General features: G+C 72.0%; 16 protein-coding genes. 8 read left to right on the top strand and 8 right to left on the bottom strand.

Annotated features, from left to right (window positions below):
- Positions 1-2: 2 nt before the first annotated feature.
- Both ACWC24_RS02020 and ACWC24_RS02015 read right to left on the bottom strand, forming a co-directional pair.
- A complete protein-coding gene (locus ACWC24_RS02020; RefSeq protein WP_450660869.1) occupies positions 3-1,841 on the bottom strand; it encodes an SCO2524 family protein in 1,839 nt (612 codons plus the stop codon).
- Positions 1,842-1,881: 40 nt separating this feature from the next.
- On the bottom strand, positions 1,882-2,676 hold the full coding sequence (locus ACWC24_RS02015; protein ID WP_450660868.1) for an SCO2525 family SAM-dependent methyltransferase: 795 nt from the start codon (positions 2,674-2,676) through the stop codon (positions 1,882-1,884).
- Positions 2,677-2,854: 178 nt separating this feature from the next.
- Between ACWC24_RS02015 and ACWC24_RS02010 the strand changes: the two genes are divergently transcribed.
- The 4 genes from ACWC24_RS02010 (at position 2,855) to ACWC24_RS01995 (ending at position 6,075) form a co-directional block, all read left to right on the top strand.
- The gene (locus tag ACWC24_RS02010) at positions 2,855-3,307 is read left to right on the top strand and encodes an N-acetyltransferase family protein (RefSeq protein WP_450660867.1); all 453 of its coding nucleotides are present in this window, start codon (positions 2,855-2,857) and stop codon (positions 3,305-3,307) included.
- A 56-nt stretch (positions 3,308-3,363) separates the two neighbouring features.
- The gene (locus ACWC24_RS02005) at positions 3,364-3,912 is read left to right on the top strand and encodes a SigE family RNA polymerase sigma factor (protein ID WP_450660866.1); all 549 of its coding nucleotides are present in this window, start codon (positions 3,364-3,366) and stop codon (positions 3,910-3,912) included.
- Positions 3,909-4,889, top strand: a complete 981-nt coding sequence (locus ACWC24_RS02000) for a hypothetical protein (protein ID WP_450660865.1) — start codon at positions 3,909-3,911, stop codon at positions 4,887-4,889. Before ACWC24_RS02005 ends, ACWC24_RS02000 begins: the two co-directional genes overlap by 4 nt.
- A gap of 250 nt (positions 4,890-5,139) precedes the next feature.
- Positions 5,140-6,075 (top strand): dihydrodipicolinate synthase family protein, encoded by a 936-nt coding sequence (locus ACWC24_RS01995; protein WP_450660864.1) that lies wholly within the window; start codon positions 5,140-5,142, stop codon positions 6,073-6,075.
- Positions 6,076-6,154: 79 nt separating this feature from the next.
- Here ACWC24_RS01995 and ACWC24_RS01990 read toward each other — a convergent pair whose 3' ends face one another.
- The 5 genes from ACWC24_RS01990 to leuA all read right to left on the bottom strand — a co-directional run bounded on the left by ACWC24_RS01990 (position 6,155) and on the right by leuA (position 13,025).
- Entirely contained in the window at positions 6,155-6,817 is a 663-nt protein-coding gene (locus ACWC24_RS01990) for a response regulator (protein ID WP_450660863.1), read from the bottom strand.
- On the bottom strand, positions 6,814-7,980 hold the full coding sequence (locus ACWC24_RS01985) for a sensor histidine kinase (protein ID WP_450660862.1): 1,167 nt from the start codon (positions 7,978-7,980) through the stop codon (positions 6,814-6,816). The genes ACWC24_RS01990 and ACWC24_RS01985 overlap by 4 nt, the downstream gene beginning before the upstream one ends.
- Before the next feature lie 207 nt (positions 7,981-8,187).
- A complete protein-coding gene (locus ACWC24_RS01980) occupies positions 8,188-10,269 on the bottom strand; it encodes an MMPL family transporter (protein WP_450660861.1) in 2,082 nt (693 codons plus the stop codon).
- 147 nt (positions 10,270-10,416) lie between these two features.
- Positions 10,417-11,115: a TerB family tellurite resistance protein gene (locus ACWC24_RS01975; protein WP_450660860.1), complete on the bottom strand. Its 699-nt coding sequence runs from the start codon at positions 11,113-11,115 to the stop codon at positions 10,417-10,419.
- Between the two features lie 188 nt (positions 11,116-11,303).
- Positions 11,304-13,025, bottom strand: coding sequence for a 2-isopropylmalate synthase (gene leuA / locus ACWC24_RS01970; RefSeq protein WP_450660859.1), 1,722 nt, complete (start codon positions 13,023-13,025; stop codon positions 11,304-11,306).
- A gap of 332 nt (positions 13,026-13,357) precedes the next feature.
- Between leuA and ACWC24_RS01965 the strand changes: the two genes are divergently transcribed.
- Genes ACWC24_RS01965 through ACWC24_RS01950 form a run of 4 tightly spaced genes read left to right on the top strand, consistent with a single transcriptional unit; the run spans position 13,358 to position 17,366 of the window.
- On the top strand, positions 13,358-14,422 hold the full coding sequence (locus tag ACWC24_RS01965) for a M4 family metallopeptidase (RefSeq protein ID WP_450660858.1): 1,065 nt from the start codon (positions 13,358-13,360) through the stop codon (positions 14,420-14,422).
- A gap of 21 nt (positions 14,423-14,443) precedes the next feature.
- Positions 14,444-14,710, top strand: a complete 267-nt coding sequence (locus ACWC24_RS01960; protein ID WP_450660857.1) for a protealysin inhibitor emfourin — start codon at positions 14,444-14,446, stop codon at positions 14,708-14,710.
- A gap of 56 nt (positions 14,711-14,766) precedes the next feature.
- A complete protein-coding gene (locus ACWC24_RS01955) occupies positions 14,767-16,101 on the top strand; it encodes a GH1 family beta-glucosidase (RefSeq protein WP_450660856.1) in 1,335 nt (444 codons plus the stop codon).
- Positions 16,098-17,366 carry an MFS transporter gene (locus tag ACWC24_RS01950; protein ID WP_450660855.1) on the top strand — a complete coding sequence of 423 codons (1,269 nt, stop codon included), beginning with the start codon at positions 16,098-16,100 and terminating at the stop codon, positions 17,364-17,366. The genes ACWC24_RS01955 and ACWC24_RS01950 overlap by 4 nt, the downstream gene beginning before the upstream one ends.
- Positions 17,367-17,444: 78 nt before the next feature.
- On the opposite strand, the gene era is transcribed toward ACWC24_RS01950, so the two are convergent.
- Positions 17,445-18,407, bottom strand: a complete 963-nt coding sequence (era, locus tag ACWC24_RS01945) for a GTPase Era (RefSeq protein WP_202919559.1) — start codon at positions 18,405-18,407, stop codon at positions 17,445-17,447.
- Positions 18,408-18,499: the final 92 nt, after the last annotated feature.

The raw sequence follows: 18,499 nt of genomic DNA, 5'->3' as shown, positions 1-18,499 counted from the left end.
GGTCACACCCCCGAGCCGGTGTCCCTGGCCCGGGCCAGGGTGTCGAGCCTGCGCAGCACCCCGTAGGCGAGGGCGCAGGCGGTGCCCGGCTGGTTGTCGAGGACCAGGCGGGCGCGGCGCAGGTCCGCCACGACGCTCGTCAGCTCCTCGCCGCCGCGGCTCTTGGCCGGCGGGGCGGGCTTCATCTGCTCCTTGCCGAGGAGGTGGGTGGCCTCGCTGAGCAGGGCCCGCGCGAGGGCGGTCAGTTCGGCGCTGCGGATCGGCGACTGGTCGTAGAGCTGGGAGGCGGCGACCATGCACTCGGTGACGCGCTCGGTGATGCTCCAGGACAGCGGTCCGGTGCGCTCCTGCGAACTGGGGTAGACCGCGTGGACGTTGTCCCACAGGCCGGCGCCCTCGCCCTCGCCGACGCGCCGTCGCCACAGATGGCCGAGGATGTCCTCGGCGAGCTGGAGCAGCCGGTCGCGGGAGGCGAGGTTGCGGGACAGCGAGCACAGCTGGATGGTCCGTTTGAGCAGCTGGGCGGAGAAGTCGGTCATGGCCCACTGCATGGCGGGGCCGTGCCGGTCGCTGCCGAGCAGGGGCAGCGAGACGCCCGGGTTGTGCAGGCGGACCGCCGGATCGTCGTCGGTGGCCCGGCTGGTGATGCGGCCGCGTTCGGCGAGCCGCTCCATGACGTCGACGGTGCGGGCGAGGTCGTCGTCGGTGGCGCGGCGGCGGACCAGGTCGTGGACGAGGATGGAGGCCACGCAGAGCGAGAAGTACTCCGACTCGAGCTGCTGGCCGGTGGTCCGCCAGGGGATGTCCTCCAGGGGCCAGCGGTCGTCGCCGAAGCGGGCGATGCCCGACCAGTACTGCTGGGTGATCTCCCACCGCAGCCGTAACGCCTCGGCCAGCCGCTGCTGTTCGGGGTTGAGCAGGGCGAGGGTGAGGGTGCGGTCGGAGAACAGGTCCTGGATGCCGTCGAGGGCGACGACGGTGAAGTAGAGGTAGGGGACGGCGTCGGCCGCGCCCCGGGGCTGGGCCCCGATGACGTCGGTGGTCTCCACCTCGGGGGCGTCCTTGACCAGGCTCCAGGCCCAGCCGCACTCGAACAGGCGGTTCTCGTTGCGGAGTTGCTCCTCGACCTCGACGCCGAGGGTCAGGCTCTCGCCGATGACGGCGCGCAGCGCCTTGAAGCGGTCCTGGAACCGCTGGAGCACCACCCGGTCGGAGGCGCGTCCCCGGCCGAGCAGACGGCACATGGCCTGCCCCTGGGAGGAGTCGACCTCGAAGACGTTGACGGTGAAGGAGCGCAGCAGGCTCACCATGGCGGAGGTGAGCCGCAGGCTGGTGGTGTCCCAGAGCCCCTGGATCAGTCTCTGCGTCTCGGCGCGGCTCGTTCTCGTCCGGTAGACCCGGAGGAAACCGAGGGTGGCCAGGCACAGGGTGACGGACATCGAGAAGGAGTCGACGACGCCGAATTCCCGTTGTTCCTTGGTGAGTTCCTGCTCGGGGTCCGCCGGGAGGAAGTAGTAGCCGCCGGCGAACGTGGGGCCGAGGTCGCCGCCGTGGTGCTTGGCCATGAACTCGTTGAGCACCCGGACCAGGTTCCCGGGAATCTCGGTGGCGTCCCCCGCCTCCTTGAGGGCCTGCTCCACGTCCTCCTCGGTGACGTCGGGATTGTCCAGGCCGAATTCGGGAATCTCGGTGGCGGGATACATGAGGCAGAGCAGGCGTTCGGCGTCGGCGACGCTGCTGCGACCGCCCCATTCACCCCAGTTCCACTCGCCGCTCTCGAAGGTGTGGCCGGCGATGGCCTGCCATACGTCGAGAAGCTGTGCGCGCGGTTTGATCTGCATTCCCCATGCCCCCTCACACAGGTGCGAACAACAACCGCGGTCAGTCGTTCCGGTGACCGCAGGCCAGAATCATTCCCGTGTAGCCGTCGCGAAGGTCGTCCGGTTTCCCGAGGTGCATGGGATCGACATCGCCCGCGAAACCCTTCAGCAGGTTCCTGATCTCCACGGCGCCGACGTAACTCGCCGGAAAGTCCTCTCCGCCCACGGGATATCCACGGGAATTCTCCATGAACGCGGCGGCGAACGGAGCACCCGGTTCCAGGGCGTTCATGAAGCAGGCGACGCCGTCCGCGAACTCGTCCCGCGACTCGGTGATCGACTCCGCGACGAAGAACATCGTGCCCATGGCCCAGCGTTCCGTTTCGCCGTCGGGGCCCGGCCTGCCGAGGTCGTACAGGTTCCCGGACCGGACGGTGACGGTCTGCCGGTACCGCGCCCTGGGGTCCGGGCCGAGCGCGGCGTACCCCTCGCCGCCCTCGCCCTCGCACAGGACGTCCCAGAACGGGTCCCAGGTGGGGTCGTAGTCGGGGAGCTGTGCGCGCAGATGGGCCACGTTGGCGGCCGACCACTCGTACTGGGTGACGGCCTCGCACCAGGGAAGCATGGTGAAGGCGGGATACAGGTTCGGTCCCGCGCCCACGTCGATGCCGGACCTGACGCGACCCGGTTTCCGCCGAAAATGATCACCGAAGTGATCGCGGACGACCGACAGGATCAGCTTGTCGTCAGGATGAAGCGCGAGGTAGTTGCGCTTGATGTATTCCTGGGGGTCGAATTTGCTCCAGTCGACATCAGCGTTCAGCTTATCCGCGCGAGTCAGCGATCCCGAGGTCATTGGCTCAATGTAGCGCACGGCGGCCATGGAGCGGGCCAGGCAATCACGTCAAGTCCCGTTGCTGTCTTGAGTGAACAGAAGAGGTCGGGCAAAGATAGGGAAACATGCGCGCCCATCCCGTTCGGTATGCATATCCCATCATTGGTATGCATCTTCGAATCTTCCACAAGGGGACGATATGCCTCCTCTTCTGCAGATCAGAGCGGTCACCGAGGCGGATCTTCCGAAACTGGTCCGCCTGGACGCGGAGGCCTTCCCCTCCGGACCGTATCCGTACTTCGTCCTGCGGCAGTTCCTCGACGCGTACCGCGATCACGTGCTCGTCCTGGCCGACGGCGCGAGCCTGCTCGGCTATGTGTTCGCCACCCCGCCCCACCGCGGTCTCAGCTGGATCCTCAGCCTCGCCATCACCCCGGGCCTCCAGGGCCAGGGGCTGGGCCGCAGGATGATGTCCGAGATCCTCGACCGCCTGCGCTCCGAGGGAGTGAAGGAGGTCTGGCTCACCGTCGAGCCCGGCAACGACACGGCCGTCCTCCTCTACCGCTCGCTGGGCTTCACGCCGGAAGAAGCGCCCCGCAAGGACTACTTCGGCCCGGACCAGCACCGCCTGCTGATGACGCTCTTCCTCTGAGACACGGGCAACCGAATCCGTCCGGGCGGTGGTCTGACGGGCGAGGAGGGTGCTTGATGCAGGCCGAACTGGAGGCCCAGTATGAGGAGTTCGTCAGAGCGCGATGGTCACGCCTGGTGCGGACCGCGTATCTGCTCACCGGCGACGCCCACCACGCCGAGGATCTGACGCAGACCGCGCTGGCGAAGGCCTACCGGTCGTGGCGGCGCGTCTCGCGCAGCGACAACCCGGAGGCTTACGTCCGCCGGATGCTGGTCACCTGCAACAGTGACCGCTTCCGCAAGCGGCGGGTCGCCGAGGCGCTGACCTCGGCGCCGCCGGAGCGGGCGAGGCGGGACGACGCGGTGGGGCGGGTCGAGGAGCGCGGTGCGCTGATGGCCGCGCTGGCCGCGCTGCCGCCCCGGCAGCGGGCGGTGGTGGTCATGCGCTATTGGGAGGACCTGTCCGAGGGCGAGGCCGCCGAGGTGCTCGGCTGCTCGGTCGGCACGGTCAAGAGCCAGGCGTCCAAGGCGCTGGCGAAGTTGCGCGCGAATCCGGGGCTGGTACTGGTCGTGGACGCGCCGGAGCCCAGCCGTACGTCGGCCGGACAGGGAGACAGCAGGTGAGCGAGGAAGAGCGGTGGCCGTCCGGGGCGGGTTCCGGGGCCGGATCCGGTGGTGCCCCCACGAGCGGCGAGGACATCGACCCCCGCTTCGAGGAACAGGTGCGCGAGTTGCTGGCCGAGGACGCGTACGCCATCCGGCCGTCGCCCGCGCCCTATCCCGCGGTACGGCGCCGGGGTGTGGCCGAGCGGCGCCGGCAGGTGGTGGCGGCAGGAGCGGTGCTGGTGACACTGGCCGCGCTGCCCGTCGGGGCGTACGCGGTGGGGGTCGGCGGGAGGTCGCAGACGGCGTCGCCACGGCCGTCCGCCAGCGCCCCGCCCAGCCCGCTGCCGCAGTCGTCCACGGTGGTGTCGGCGTCGGCCACGGAACCGGCCCGGCCGGCCACGGAGGGGCAGTTGCTGGACGGCATCACCTGGGCGCAGGCCGTCGACGGACTGAAGAAGTGCATCGCCTACGACGAGTCGTTCGCGTCCGCGGGCGAACGGAGGCTGGGCAAGGCCTCGGACTACCGGATCGTCCTGGCGATGAGCAGCACCGGCGACTCCAACGCCCCCGGTGACGGCATGCACATCGTGGCGGTCACCAAGCACGGCCCGATCCGGCTGATCTGCACCGTCAAGGACGGCGCGGCGGCCGGCGTCAACACCAGCGAGGACAACAGCGCCCCCAAGGACGGCGGCCCCGTGTTCGTCGACATGAACAGCGGCATGCTCTACCAGCAGTCGGTCATCGACCGCGGGCACTGGAAGCTGCCGTTCGGCTGGGCCATCATCGGCACGGTCGACTTCCCGGTGGACAAGGTGACCGTCTCCTACGGCGACGCCACCGGCGAGACCGTCCTGGACCACGGCTGGTTCGTCGCCCACGGCACCCTGGACCGCCAGGTCACCAAGGCACCGCACATCAAGGGCTACGACGCGGCCGGCAAGCTCGTCTACGACTCCGACCAGGACAAGTACTACGAGAAGACGCTGCCCTAGGGATCCGGGGACCTCAAGGACTTCGGAGTCCTCAACGGCTTCGAAGTCCTGGTCCCCCGGCGACCCGGCCGCCCGGCGGCCGCCCGTTCCGCACCCGGTGCCCGCGGACCGGCCAGGAGTGCGTGTCCGTCATGCCGGACTTCTCGGCCGCGTCGGACCCCGGACATCGCCACCGCTGCCACCATCCTGGGGAGGAGGACCGGCCGACCCGCGACCTCGCACGGCAGAGCCAGCACCCCAGGGAGCCCTGATGACGATGCCCGCCCCGCCGACCGGTGTCGTCCCGCCCGTCTGCACCCCCCTGACACCGGAGGGCGAGGTGGACGTCCCCTCGCTGCGCAGGCTGGTCGACCATCTGACGGCGGCCGGGGTGCACGGGCTGTTCGTGCTCGGCTCGACCTCGGAGGCGGCCTGTCTGACCGACCGGCAGCGGGAGCTGGTGGTACGGACGGTGGCCGGGCACGTCGCCGGCCGGCTGCCGGTGCTGGCGGGCGCGATCGACATGACCACGCCCCGCGTCCTGGACCACGTACGAGCGGTGACCGCGGCGGGTGCGGACGCGGTCGTGGTGGCCGCCCCCTTCTACACCCGCACCCACCCGGCGGAGATCGCCCGCCACTACCGTCTCGTGGCGGCCGCCGCGTCCGTCCCCGTGATCGCCTACGACATCCCGTCCGCCGTCCACACCAAGCTGCCCGCCGGGCTCGTCCTGGAGCTGGCCGCGGACGGGGTGCTGGCCGGCCTCAAGGACTCCAGCGGCGACCTCGCCGGCTTCCGCGAGGTCGTCACCGGCGCCCGCGCCCACCCCGGCATCACCGGCTTCAGCGCCCTGACCGGCTCCGAACTGGTCGTCGACAGCGCGCTCGCGCTCGGGGCGGACGGCGCGGTGCCCGGCCTCGCGAACGTCGACCCGCACGGCTACGTCCGCCTCGACCGGCTCTGCCGGGACGGCGAGTGGCCGCGGGCGCGGGTCGAACAGGAACGGCTGTGCGCTCTGTTCAAGATGACCGGGGTGGGCGATCCGGCACGGATGGGCGGCAGCTCGGCGGCGCTCGGGGCGTTCAAGGCCGCCCTGCACCTGCGGGGGATCATCGACTGCCCGGCCACGGCGGAGCCCCAGGTGCCGCTGTCGCCGGAGGAGGTGGAGCGGGTGGGCAAGCACCTGGCGGCGGCGGGCCTGCTGTAGGGCGTGTTCCCGAAGTCCCGTCAGCCCGGCGGCGCCACCCGGTGGAACGTGATCGCCACGTACGGCCCCGCCGCCCCCGTCACACGCTGCCCGGCGTCACCAGCCCCGACTCGTACGCCACGATGACGAGCTGGGCCCGGTCGCGGGCCCCCAGCTTCCCCATGATCCGGCTGACATGGGTCTTCGCGGTCAGCGGGCTCAGCCCCAGCGCCTCGGCGATCTCGGTGTTGTTCAGTCCGCGCCCGACCAGGGCGAGCACCTCCCGCTCACGGTCGGACAGGCACTCCGGTCCGCCGGTCGCCGGTGCCGAGGGGCTGCGCAGGAACCGCGCGATCAACCGGGCGGTCGGTCCCGGGGACAGCAGCGCCTCCCCGGCCGCCACCGTGCGGATGGCCTCGAGGAGTTCGGCCGGCCGGGTGTCCTTCACCAGGAAGCCGGAGGCGCCGGCCCGCAGCGCCTCGACGATGTTCTCGTCGGTGTCGTAGGTCGTCAGAACCAGCACCCGTACGTCCGTCAGGTCCTCGTCGGCCGCGATCAGCCGGGTCGCCTCGATGCCGTCCAGGCCGGGCATGCGGACGTCCATCACGACCAGGTCGGCGCGCCGGGCCCGGGCCAGCTCCACGGCCTCCCGGCCGGTGCCCGCCTGTCCGACGACCTCCATGTCCCCGGCCGACTCGACGAGCATCGCGAACGCGGCCCGTACCAGGGTCTGGTCGTCGGCGAGCAGTACGCGGATCGTCATGCGGTCCCTCCCAGCGGCAGCACTGCCGTCACCTCGAATCCTCCCCCGGCGCCCGGTCCGGCCGATACCGTCCCGCCGACGCTGCGGGCGCGCTCGCGCATCCCGACCAGCCCGAAGCCGGGGGTGCCGGGCCCGGCGCCCGCGCCGTCGTCGCTGACGCGCACCCGCAGGGCGCCCTCGCCGTCGTCCACGCCGACCCGGACGGTGAGGTCGTCCCGGCCGCCGTGCCGTACGGCGTTGGTCAGCGCCTCCTGCACGATCCGGTAGGCGGCGGCACCGACCGCGGGCGGGGCCTCGCCGGCGGTCACGGCCAGTTCGACCCGCGCGCCCGCGAGCCGGGCCGCCTGCGCGAGGTCGGGCAGCCCGTGCAGGCCGGGCAGCGGTCCGCGCGCCTCGGGCGAGTCGTGCTCGCGCAGCACCTCCAGGGTCGTGCGCAGCTCGCCGCGTGCCGTCCGGCAGGTCTCGGCGATGTCGTCGAGGGCCCGCGCGACGGCCGTACGGTCGAGGCGGTCGGGGTCGGCGGCCAGGACGTGCGCGGCAACCGAGGTCTGCACGCCGATCAGGGTGATGCTGTGCGCGAGCAGGTCGTGCAGGTCGCGGGCGATCCGCAGCCGCTCCTCCGCGACCCGTCTGCGGGCCTCCTCCTCGCGGGTGCGTTCGGCGCGCTCGGCGCGTTCGACGATCGCGGCCACGTACTGGCGGTAGTAGCGGACGTCGACGCCGAGGAAGAGCACCGCGATCACCCAGCCGGAGATCCGCAGCAGTTCCAGGGCCTGGTGGGTGTTGACGGTGAGCATGACGCTGAGGGAGATGCCGAGGACGGCCAGGCCGGTCAGTACGGTGCGCAGCGGGCGGCCGGTGACGGCGACGGTGTAGAGCGCGATGTACTCGGCCGCCGTCGGGGCCGCGTGGTTGTTGTCCAGCGCGTGGTAGGGCACGACCAGGGCCACCACCAGGGCCAGGACGAGCAGCGGGCGCCGCCGCCGCCACACCAGCGGCACGACGGCGGCGAGCAGCAGCGTCCAGCCGAGCGCGTCCGGGCGGCGCGCCGGGTCGGTGGTGAGCGCGACCGTCGCGGAGAACACGGCGGCGGCCGCCGCGAGCCACGCGTCGTTGCGGGTGGCGTGCGGGGCGGTCCGGGGGTCGCGGTTGACCACCGCCATGATCCGCTCGATCCGGCGGGGCGGTGTCACGGCAGCGGCCCCCGCGGACGGCACGGACGGCACGGACGGCACGGACGGCACGGCCCGCGCGGACGGCACCGACGGCACGGGCTGAGCGGGTTGCGCGGGTTGCGCGGAACGGTCGGGATGCACGGGTTCATCTTCCGGTAGGAGGGCGCCCCTCCGGCAGGGAGGGGCGCCCCGGGCTCACACGGGCTCCGGCTGCCGCTCGGTCGGTACCGGCTCGGGTGACCGCGACAGCGGGCCCGGCCACCACACCTTCCGGCCCAGTGCCACGCTCGCGCTGGTCACCAGATAGGTCCGGACGAGGAAGGTGTCCAGCAGCACGCCGACCGCGATCACGAAGCCCAGCTCGACGAGCTGCACCAGCCCCATGTTGGTCAGCACCGCGAAGGTCGCGGCGAGGACCAGTCCCGCCGAGGCGATGACCCCGCCCGTCGTGCGCAGCGCGGTCAGCGCGGCGGCCGTGGGCTCCGCGCCCCGCTTCGACTCCTCCCGCATCCGGTGCATGAGGAAGATGCCGTAGTCGACGCCGAGCGCCACCAGGAACACGAAGGACAGCAGCCCGAGCCCCGGGTCCGTGCCGCCGAAGCCGAACAGCGGCCCGAACACCAGCCCGCCGATGCCGAGCGCCGCGCCCCACACCGCGACGACCGCGGCGACCAGCAGCAGCGGCGCGACCAGCGAACGCAGCAGCAGGACCAGGATCAGCAGCACCGAGACGAGGACGATCGGTACGACGACCAGCCGGTCCCGGGCGTTGGTGTCGACGAGGTCGAGCTGCTGGGCGCTGGGGCCGCCGACGTAGGAGCCGGGCAGGGCGTGCCGCAGTTCCTCGATGGTCCGGGTCTCGGCCGCCGACTGGGGCGTGCCCTGCGCGGTGACGGAGATCTCGGTCCAGCCGTCCCCGGTACGCCCCTGCTGTGCGCTGTCGACGCCCCGGACGTCGCGGACGGCGTCCAGGGTCGCGGCGGCGCGGCCGGCCGGGGTGATGACGGTGACGGGCTGGCTGGAGCGCTCGGGGAAGGCGCGGGCCAGGGTCTGGAGGGCGGCGACCGACTCGGGCCGGTCGACGAAGGTGTCCGTCTGCTTGAGCCCGCCGGGCAGGTTCAGCGCCCCCAGGGCGAGCGCGCCGAGCAGGGCGGCGCCGCCGGCCAGCACGGCCAGGGGGCGCCGGCCCGCCGAGCTGCCCATCGCGGCGAACAGCGACCGGCGCGCCTTGGGCGTGCTGCCGTAGGCGGGCACCAGCGGCCAGAACACGCGGCGTCCGAGGAGCACCAGGAGCGCGGGCAGCAGCGTCAGCATCGCCACGAGCGCGCACAGCACGCCCACCGTGCCGAGCGGGCCCATGCCGCGGCTGCTGTTGAGGTCGGCGGCGAGCAGGCACAGCAGTCCGGCGGCGACCGTCGCGGAGGAGGCGAGCACGGCGGGGCCGCAGCCGCGCAGGGCGGCCAGCATGGCGTCGTAGGGCCGCTCGTGGCGTCGTAGCTCCTCGCGGTAGCGGGAGACGAGCAGCAGTGCGTAGTCGGTGCCCGCGCCGAAGACGAGGATGGTCATGACGCCGGAGTTCTGTCCCGACACCGTCGTGCCGAAGGCCTGGTGGAGTCCGTAGGCGACGCCCGTGGACAGGAAGTCGGCGACGCCCGCGACGACGAGCGGCAGCAGCCACAGCACGGGGCTGCGGTAGATGAGGATCAGCAGCAGGGCCACGACGGCGACGGTCGTGTAGAGCAGCGGCCCGCCGAGCGAGGCGTAGACCCCGGCGGCGTCGGTGGCGAGCGCGCCCGGCCCGCCGACCTGGACGCTCAGCCCGTCCGCGCCGCGTGCGACCTCGCGCACGTCGTCGACGAGGGCGTCGCGCGCGTCCTCGTCGGTGCCGGGCTCGTTGCTGGCGACGGGGTACATGAGCGTGGTGCCGTCCGCGGAGGGCACGCCCCGCGGGGTCGCGGTCAGTGCGTGCCGTCCGGCGATCCGCTCGATCTGCTCCCCCGCGCGGGCCCGGTCGGCCGCGGTGAGTCCGCCGTCGCGGTGGTAGACCAGCACCAGTTCGGTGGTCTGGCCGCCCGGCAGGCGGTCCTGGATCCTGGCCACCTGGGTGGAGTCGGCGCTCGCCGGCAGGTAGTCGGTGACCCGGTCGTGCTGCACGTCGGCGAGTTTCGCCGCGAACGGCGCGACGGCCGCGAGCAGCCCGATCCACAGGGCGAGCACCGCCCAGGGCACGGCCCGTCGCCGTGCCAGTGTCCGCGTTCTTGTCTCCAAGGCCCCCATGGACAGGGCTCCCTCCGGTCCGGTCGTCTGCTGACACCGTCCAGACTTCCGGGGCGGGGAGCTGTTTTCGTCCGGCGCGGGGGCGAGCCGGGGCTTACTGCGGCGGGTGACCCGGGGCGGCCGTTACTCCCCGGGGAGTACCGCGTCCTACGACGGTGTCCTGGCCGCCGCCGCCAGCAGGCGGGTGACGTCGTCCGTGCAGATCGCCAGTGCCGCGCCCACGGTGACCAGGACGTCCCGTTCGGCGGGGGTGTAGGGGCCGTCGGCCAGGGCGATGCGGGCGCCCTGGAGCAGGATCGACTCGCGGCCGACCGCGGCGAGGTGCGGGGTGAGCGGGTCCAGGGCCTCGTGCAGCTCTATGGCGAGGCCGGCCCCGCAGGGCGGGCCGAGGACGCGCCCGGTGTCCGCGGCCAGGGCCTCGACGAGGGCGCCGAGCTGGTCCCGGGTGCAGTCCTCGAAGCCGGCCGCGCGGACCGTGGCCGCGGCCGCCTCCAGGGACGCGGGGGCACAGGTGCCGCCGGCGGCCAGGACGGCGAGGGCGACGGTGTGGACGGCGTCGCGCAGCATCGCGGAGAAGCGGGTGGTGGTGGGGTGGTCCAGGACGTCGGCGCCGAAGTGGCTGCGGCAGGCCGCGCACTCGACGACCGGTCCGGTCTCGCCGCGCGGCAGCACGGGCACGCCGAGCAGGGTGAAGCGCCGGCGGCCGGTCAGCCGCTGGTAGTTGCGGTCGCCTCCGCAGCCCGGACAGAAGAACTCGCCGTCGCCGACGGGCGTCCATGAGGTGCGGGTGCCCAGGATGCGCGCACACCTGGTGGCACGGCCGTCTTGTCCGCGTACTGGCAGCACGTCGCACCTCCGTAACCCCGCGGCAACATCGCCGCGCTTGCGTGATGTTAGCCACATCGGTGAGGCCGCGTCAGTACCCCGTACGAGACCCGTCCGTGACCTGCCCGGTCGGATGGCCGGTACACGACGGTGCCCCGGCCGCCCGGGCGGGCGGTCGGGGCACCGGAAGTTCCTCGTCGGAGGTGGTGTCAGCGGGTCGCGCGGTTGACGGCCGAGACGACCGCCTTCAGCGAGGCACGCGTGGTGTTCGCGTCGATGCCGATGCCCCACAGCACCTTGTCGCCGATGGCGCACTCGATGTACGAGGCGGCCTGCGCGGAGGCGCCCTCGCTCATCGTGTGCTCCTGGTAGTCCAGCAGGCGTACGTCGACGCCGATCGACTCCAGGGCGTTGAAGAAGGCCGAGATCGGACCGTTGCCGGAGCCGGACAGGACGGTGTCCTCGCCGTCGACGGTCGCCTCCACGGTCAGCGTGTCCACGCCGTCGGTGTCGGTCGTCGACTGGCCGGTGCGGACCTGGATGCGGCCCCAGGGGTTCTCCGGGTTGGGCAGGTACTCGTCCCGGAAGACCGACCAGATGTCCGAGCCGGTGACCTCGCCGCCCTCGGCGTCGGTCTTGGCCTGGATGATCTTCGAGAACTCGATCTGCATCCGGCGCGGCAGGTCCAGCTTGTGGTCGTTCTTCAGGACGTACGCGATACCGCCCTTGCCGGACTGCGAGTTGACGCGGATGACGGCCTCGTAGGAGCGGCCGACGTCCTTGGGGTCGATGGGCAGGTACGGGACCGCCCACTCGATGTCGTCGACGGTGACGCCCTTGGCCTTCGCCTCGGCCTCCATCGCGTCGAAGCCCTTCTTGATGGCGTCCTGGTGGGAGCCGGAGAAGGACGTGTAGACCAGGTCGCCCACGTACGGGTGGCGCGGGTGGACCTCCATCTGGTTGCAGTACTCCGCGGTGCGACGGATCTCGTCGATGTCGGAGAAGTCGATCTGCGGGTCGACGCCCTGGGAGAACAGGTTCATGCCCAGGGTGACCAGGTCGACGTTGCCGGTGCGCTCGCCCTGGCCGAACAGGCAGCCCTCGACGCGGTCGGCGCCGGCCATCAGCGCCAGCTCGGCGGCGGCGACGGCGGTGCCGCGGTCGTTGTGCGGGTGGACGGACAGGCAGACGTGCTCACGGCGGGAGAGGTTGCGGTGCATCCACTCGAAGCGGTCCGCGTGCGTGGAGGGGGTGGAGCGCTCGACCGTGGCGGGCAGGTTCAGGATGATCTCGCGGCCCGGACCGGGCTGCCAGACGTCCATGACCGCCTCGCAGACCTCCAGCGCGAAGTCCAGCTCGGTGTCGGTGAAGATCTCGGGGCTGTACTGGTAGCCGAACTCGGTCTCGGGGCCCAGCAGCTTCTCGGCGTACTCCACGACCAGGCGGGTGCCGTCGACGGCGATCTGCTTGATGTCGTCCTTGGAGCCGCGGAAGACCACCCGGCGGAAGACCGGCGCGGTGGCGTTGTACAGGTGGACGGTGGCGCGCCTGGCGCCCTTCAGGGACTCCACCGTCCGCTCGATCAGGTCCTCGCGGGCCTGGGTCAGTACGGAGATCGTCACGTCGTCCGGGATCGCGCCCTCTTCCTCGATGATCGAGCGCACGAAGTCGAAGTCGGTCTGGCCGGAGGCCGGGAAGCCGACCTCGATCTCCTTGTAGCCCATCTTGACCAGCTGGTCGAACATCCGGCGCTTGCGCTCGGGCGACATCGGGTCGATCAGCGCCTGGTTGCCGTCGCGCAGATCGGTGGAGAGCCAGCGGGGAGCGGTGGTGATCCGCCGGTCGGGCCAGGTGCGGTCCGGGATGTCGACCTGCTCGTAGCGACCGTACTTGTGGATCGGCATGGAGGTGGGCTGCTGGCGGTTGGCCATGATCGCGTGGGCTCCTCGTGAAGGTGTCCTACAGGACGGCCGACGACGCAACGCCAAGCTCCGCGGGGAGGGGGTCGGCCTCGATTACAGGCCCTCGCCGCGGCAGCTAAGGAGGAGCAGCCCGAAACGCATGATGCTGTGCAGCCTAGCCGAGCCGCACCGACGGCGCGGGGGTGTTCCAGTATGCGGGACCGGATGGACGTACGGAATGAAACGGACAAAAAGGTGTCTCATACCACTCCGTGACCAGAGCGAGGCCGTTTGTCCCTGTATTTCACCAATCATGGTTGCGGGTAGTGACATCGGGACAACGCGGTGCGAAGGTGCCGGGCATGACGACCCACGGGGGCTCCGAGCCCGTCTTCTGCACGATCGTCCCGCCGCACGTCCTCGACAAGCTCGCGCAGCACGAGGACCCCGCGCTCTCCGGTCCCGCCCGCCGCTCCCTGGAGCACGACGCCCTGGAGCGCACCCGCCGCCGGCTCACCACCGTGGTGGGCGCCCCGGCCGTCGCCGCGCCGGCCGCGACCGGCAAGCCGCACCGCACCCTCTACGACGCCCGCCACCACACGGACCTGCCCGGCCGCAAGGTCCGCGGCGAGGACGGTCCGGCCGTCAAGGACGCCACCGTCAACCGCGCGTACGCGGGTCTGGGCGCCACCTTCGAGCTGTACCTCAGCGCCTACGGGCGCGACTCGATCGACGGCTCCGGCCTGCCGCTGGACGCGACCGTGCACTACGACCGGGACTACAACAACGCCTTCTGGAACGGCGAGCAGATGGTGTTCGGCGACGGTGACGGCGAGATCTTCCTCGACTTCACCCTCCCGGTGGACGTCATCGGCCACGAACTCACCCACGGCGTCACCCAGTACACCGCCAACCTCGCCTACTTCGACCAGTCGGGCGCCCTCAACGAGTCACTGTCGGACGTCTTCGGCTCGCTCATCAAGCAGTACACGCTCGGCCAGACCGCCGCCGAGGCCGACTGGCTGATCGGCGCGGGCCTGCTCGCCCCCCGGGTCACCGGCACCGCGCTGCGCTCGATGAAGGCCCCGGGCACCGCGTACGACGACGACGTCCTCGGCAAGGACCCACAGCCCGCGACGATGGACGGCTTCGTGCGCACCGGCCGTGACAACGGCGGCGTCCACATCAACTCCGGCATCCCCAACCACGCCTTCTACCTCGCCGCCACCGCCCTCGGCGGCCACGCCTGGGAGCGGGCCGGACAGATCTGGTACGACGTGCTGACCGGCGGCGAACTGAAGAAGGACGCGCTGTTCGCCGACTTCGCCACGCTCACCACGGCCGCGGCGCGGGCCCGCTACGGCGCGGGCGAGGAACTCCAGGCCGTGCTGAAGGCCTGGGAACAGGTCGGGGTGCGCACGCTGTGATTCCGTACTAGACACGGACCCATGCGTATTCAGATCAGGCGCACGGGCGGGTTCGCGGGCATCGAACGGGTCGCCGGGGTGGACACCTCGGGCCGGCCCGACGCGCCCGAGTGGCATGCCCTGGCCGAGAAGGCACTGGCCGCGGGCCGGGGCACGCCGACGACCGGGGTTCCGGACGGCTTCCACTACGAGATCACGGTGGACGGCCGGACGGTGCACGCGGCCGACCCCGGGCTGACCGAGGAGCAGCGCACGCTCGTCTCCCGGGTCCTGAAGGAAGGTGCCTAGGGCCACTCCCGTCGCGGTTCGCGCAGGGGCGTTGACTTCCGTTACCGGCGGTACCGATGATCCGGCGCATGGCGACTGAACCGCGCGCGGCCGCGCACCCGATCCCCCGCTTCCCCGACGGCTTCCTGTGGGGGGTGTCGACCTCGGCCCATCAGATCGAAGGGGCCGTGGACCGGCGCGGGCCGTCCGTGTGGGACGTCTTCGGCGCCGGGCCCGGACACATCAAGGACGGCTCCACGGCGGCGGTGGCCTGCGACCACTTCCACCGCTACCCCGAGGACGTGGCGCTGCTGGCCGACCTCGGCGTGGACGCGTACCGCTTCTCGATCTCCTGGCCCCGGGTGAACTCCCCCGGCGGCCTCGACTTCTACGACCGCCTCGTCGACGCCCTGTGCGCGGCCGGCGTACGGCCCGTGCCGACCCTGTTCCACTGGGACCTGCCGGCGGAGCTGGACTGGCTGGACCGGGACACCGCCGAACGGTTCGCCGAGTACACCTCGGTCGTCGCCGGCCGCCTCGGCGACCGCGTCAAGAAGTGGATCACTCTCAACGAGCCCGCCGAGCACACCCTGCTCGGGCACGCGCTCGGCGCGCACGCCCCCGGCAAGCAGCTTCTGTTCGACGCCCTGCCGGTGGCCCACCACCAGCTCCTCGCCCACGGTCTGGCCGTACGGGCGCTGCGCGCGGCCGGGGCGGGCGACATCGGGATCGCCAACTCGCACGGCCCGACCTGGGCGGCCTCGGAGCGCGACGAGGACGTGGCGGCGGCCGACTTCTACGACCTCCTGCTCAACCGCCTCTTCGCCGACCCCGTCCTGCTGGGCCGCTACCCCGACGGGATCGGCGAGACGATGCCCGGTGACGTCGAGGCGGACCTGAAGATCATCGGGGAGCCGGTCGACTGGTACGGGATCAACTACTACCAGCCGACCCGGGTGGGCGCGCCCGAGGGCGCCGAGATCGAGTTCGGCGGTCTCACCCTGCCCGCCGAACTGCCCTTCACCGTCAAGGAGCTGGAGGGGTACCCGGTCACCGACTTCGGCTGGGCGGTGGTGCCCGAGGGGCTCACCGAGCTGCTCACCGGCTTCCGCGAGCGCTACGGCGACCGGCTGCCGCCCGTCGTCATCACCGAGAACGGCTGCTCGTACGAAGGCGTCGACGACCAGGAGCGGATCGCCTTCCTGGACGGTCATGTCCGGGCCCTGCACCGGGCGTTGGAGCAGGGCGTCGACGTACGCGGCTACTTCGTCTGGTCGTTGATGGACAACTTCGAGTGGGCGGAGGGCTACCAGCGCCGCTTCGGGCTCGTGCACGTCGACTACGACACCCTGGAGCGGACCCCGAAGGCCTCGTACCACTGGCTGCGGGACGCCCTGCGGGCGCAGAGATGACCGCGGCCGAACCGGCCGTGCCGCTGCCCGTCCCCGCCCTCGCCGAGCCGGTCGAGCGGGTCGGCCGGGGCTGGACCTCGGCGCTGTGTCTCGCCAACGGGGCGATCTGGGTGGGCTGGTACGGCCCGCTCCAGATCCTCCTCGCCTCCCAGGCCGAGGACTTCGCGCCCGGCTCCGGCATGTCCAAGGAGACGATGCTGGCCTGGGTGACGGGCGCGGGCGCGGTCGTCTCGCTGGTCGCCAACCCGCTCTTCGGCGCGCTGTCCGACCGGACGACCGCGCGATGGGGCCGGCGTACGCCGTGGATCGTGGCCGGGGCGGCCGGCGGCGCGCTGTCCCTGCTGCTCCTCGCGGGCGCGGGCGGGGTGTGGACGATGGCGGCGGGCTGGTGCCTGGTCCAGCTCACCCTGAACGCCGCGTTCGCCGCCGTCACCGCGGCCGTGCCCGACCGGGTGCCGCGGCTCCAGCGCGGCAGCGTGGGCGGCTGGCTGGGCGCGGCGCAGATCCTCGGCGTGGTCGGCGGCACGGGGCTGGCGACGGTGGCCGGGGGCACCGGCGGCGGGTACGCGGCGTGCGCGGTGTTCACCCTGGTGGGCGTCCTGCCGTACGTCGTTCGCCACCAGGATCTGCGGCTGCCGGTGTCGGCCCGGCCGCCCTGGTCGGGGCGGGCGTTCCTCGCGTCCTTCCGGCTGAGCCCGCGCGAACACCCCGACCTCGCGTGGGCCTGGCTGACCCGCTTCCTGATCAACCTCAGCAACGCGCTGGTGCTGCTGTACCTGCTCTACTACCTGCGGGACCGGCTGCACCTCGACGACCCCGAACAGGGCGTCCTCGTCCTGACCGCGGTGAACGGGATCACGCTCCTCGCCACCGTCGTGGTGGGCGGGGTGTGGTCGGACCGGCTGGGCCGCCGCAAGCCGTTCGTGGTCTGGTCCGGCGTCCTGATGGCGGTGGCGACGGCGGCGCTGGCCTGCTGGCAGACCTGGCCCGGCGCGATCGCCGCCGCGGCCGTCCTCGGCATCGGCTTCGGGGTCTTCACCTCGGTCGACTTCGCCCTGATGACCGACGTCCTGCCGACGGCCCTCGACCGGGGCAAGGACCTGGGCGTCATCAACGTCGCCAACGCCCTGCCGCAGGTGGCGGCCCCGGTGCTGGCGGCGCCGATCGTGACGTACCTGGGCGGCTACCGGATGCTGTACGCGGTGGCGGCGCTGATCGGGCTGGCGGGGGCGGTGCTGGTGGGGCGGATCCGCGGGGTGGACTGAGCCGGGGCGCACCGAGTCCGCCGGGGCGCGGCGGACCGGCCCGGCCGGGCGGGCCCGCCGGGTCCGTCGCCTGCGGGCTCAGAAGCCGAGCTTGCGCAGCTGCCTGGGATCGCGCTGCCAGTCCTTCGCCACCTTCACGTGCAGGTCGAGGAAGACCGGCGTGCCCAGCAGCGCCTCGATCTGCTTGCGGGACTTGATGCCGACCTCCTTCAGGCGCTTGCCCTTGGGGCCGATGATGATCCCCTTCTGGCTGGGGCGCTCGATGTAGACGAAGGCGTGGATGTCGAGGAGGGGCTTGTCGGCGGGGCGGTCCTCGCGCGGCAGCATCTCCTCCACGACCACGGCGATGGAGTGCGGAAGCTCGTCCCGCACGCCCTCCAGCGCGGCCTCGCGGATCAGCTCCGCCACCATCACCTGCTCGGGCTCGTCCGTCAGGTCGCCCTCGGGGTAGAGCGCGGGCCCCTCCGGCAGCAGCGGGACGATGAGGTCGGCGAGCAGGTCGACCTGCTTGTCGGCGACCGCCGACACGGGGATGATCTCGGCCCACTCGAAGCCGAGCTCCGCGCCGAGCTGGTCGATCGCGATGAGCTGCTCGGCCAGCGCCTTGCCGTCGACCAGGTCGGTCTTGGTGACGATCGCGATCTTCGGCGTCTTCTTGATCGACGCCAGTTCCTTCGCGATGAAACGGTCACCGGGACCGAGCTTCTCGTTCGCCGGCAGACAGAAGCCGATCACGTCGACCTCGGCCCAGGTGGTGCGCACGACGTCGTTGAGCCGCTCGCCGAGCAGGGTGCGCGGCTTGTGCAGGCCGGGGGTGTCCACCAGGATCAGCTGGGCGTCCGGCCGGTGCACGATGCCGCGCACCGTGTGCCGCGTGGTCTGCGGCTGGTTCGCCGTGATCGCCACCTTCTGGCCGACCAGAGCATTCGTGAGGGTGGACTTGCCCGCGTTGGGGCGGCCCACGAAGCAGGCGAAGCCGGCGCGGTGGGCGGCCTCGGCCGACTGTTCGGATGACGGGGTACGAACGCTCATGACGCCCATTGTCCCTGATCCACGAACCCCGGCTGCACGCAGCGCCAACCTCCCCCCGACGGTGAGCTCCCGGAAACCTCCCCGCAATAGGAAACTCCGCC

Source organism: Streptomyces sp. NPDC001443, assembly GCF_053597355.1.
Note: the sequence above shows the minus strand (reverse complement) of the source record. Positions and strands in the feature narration are given on the sequence as shown.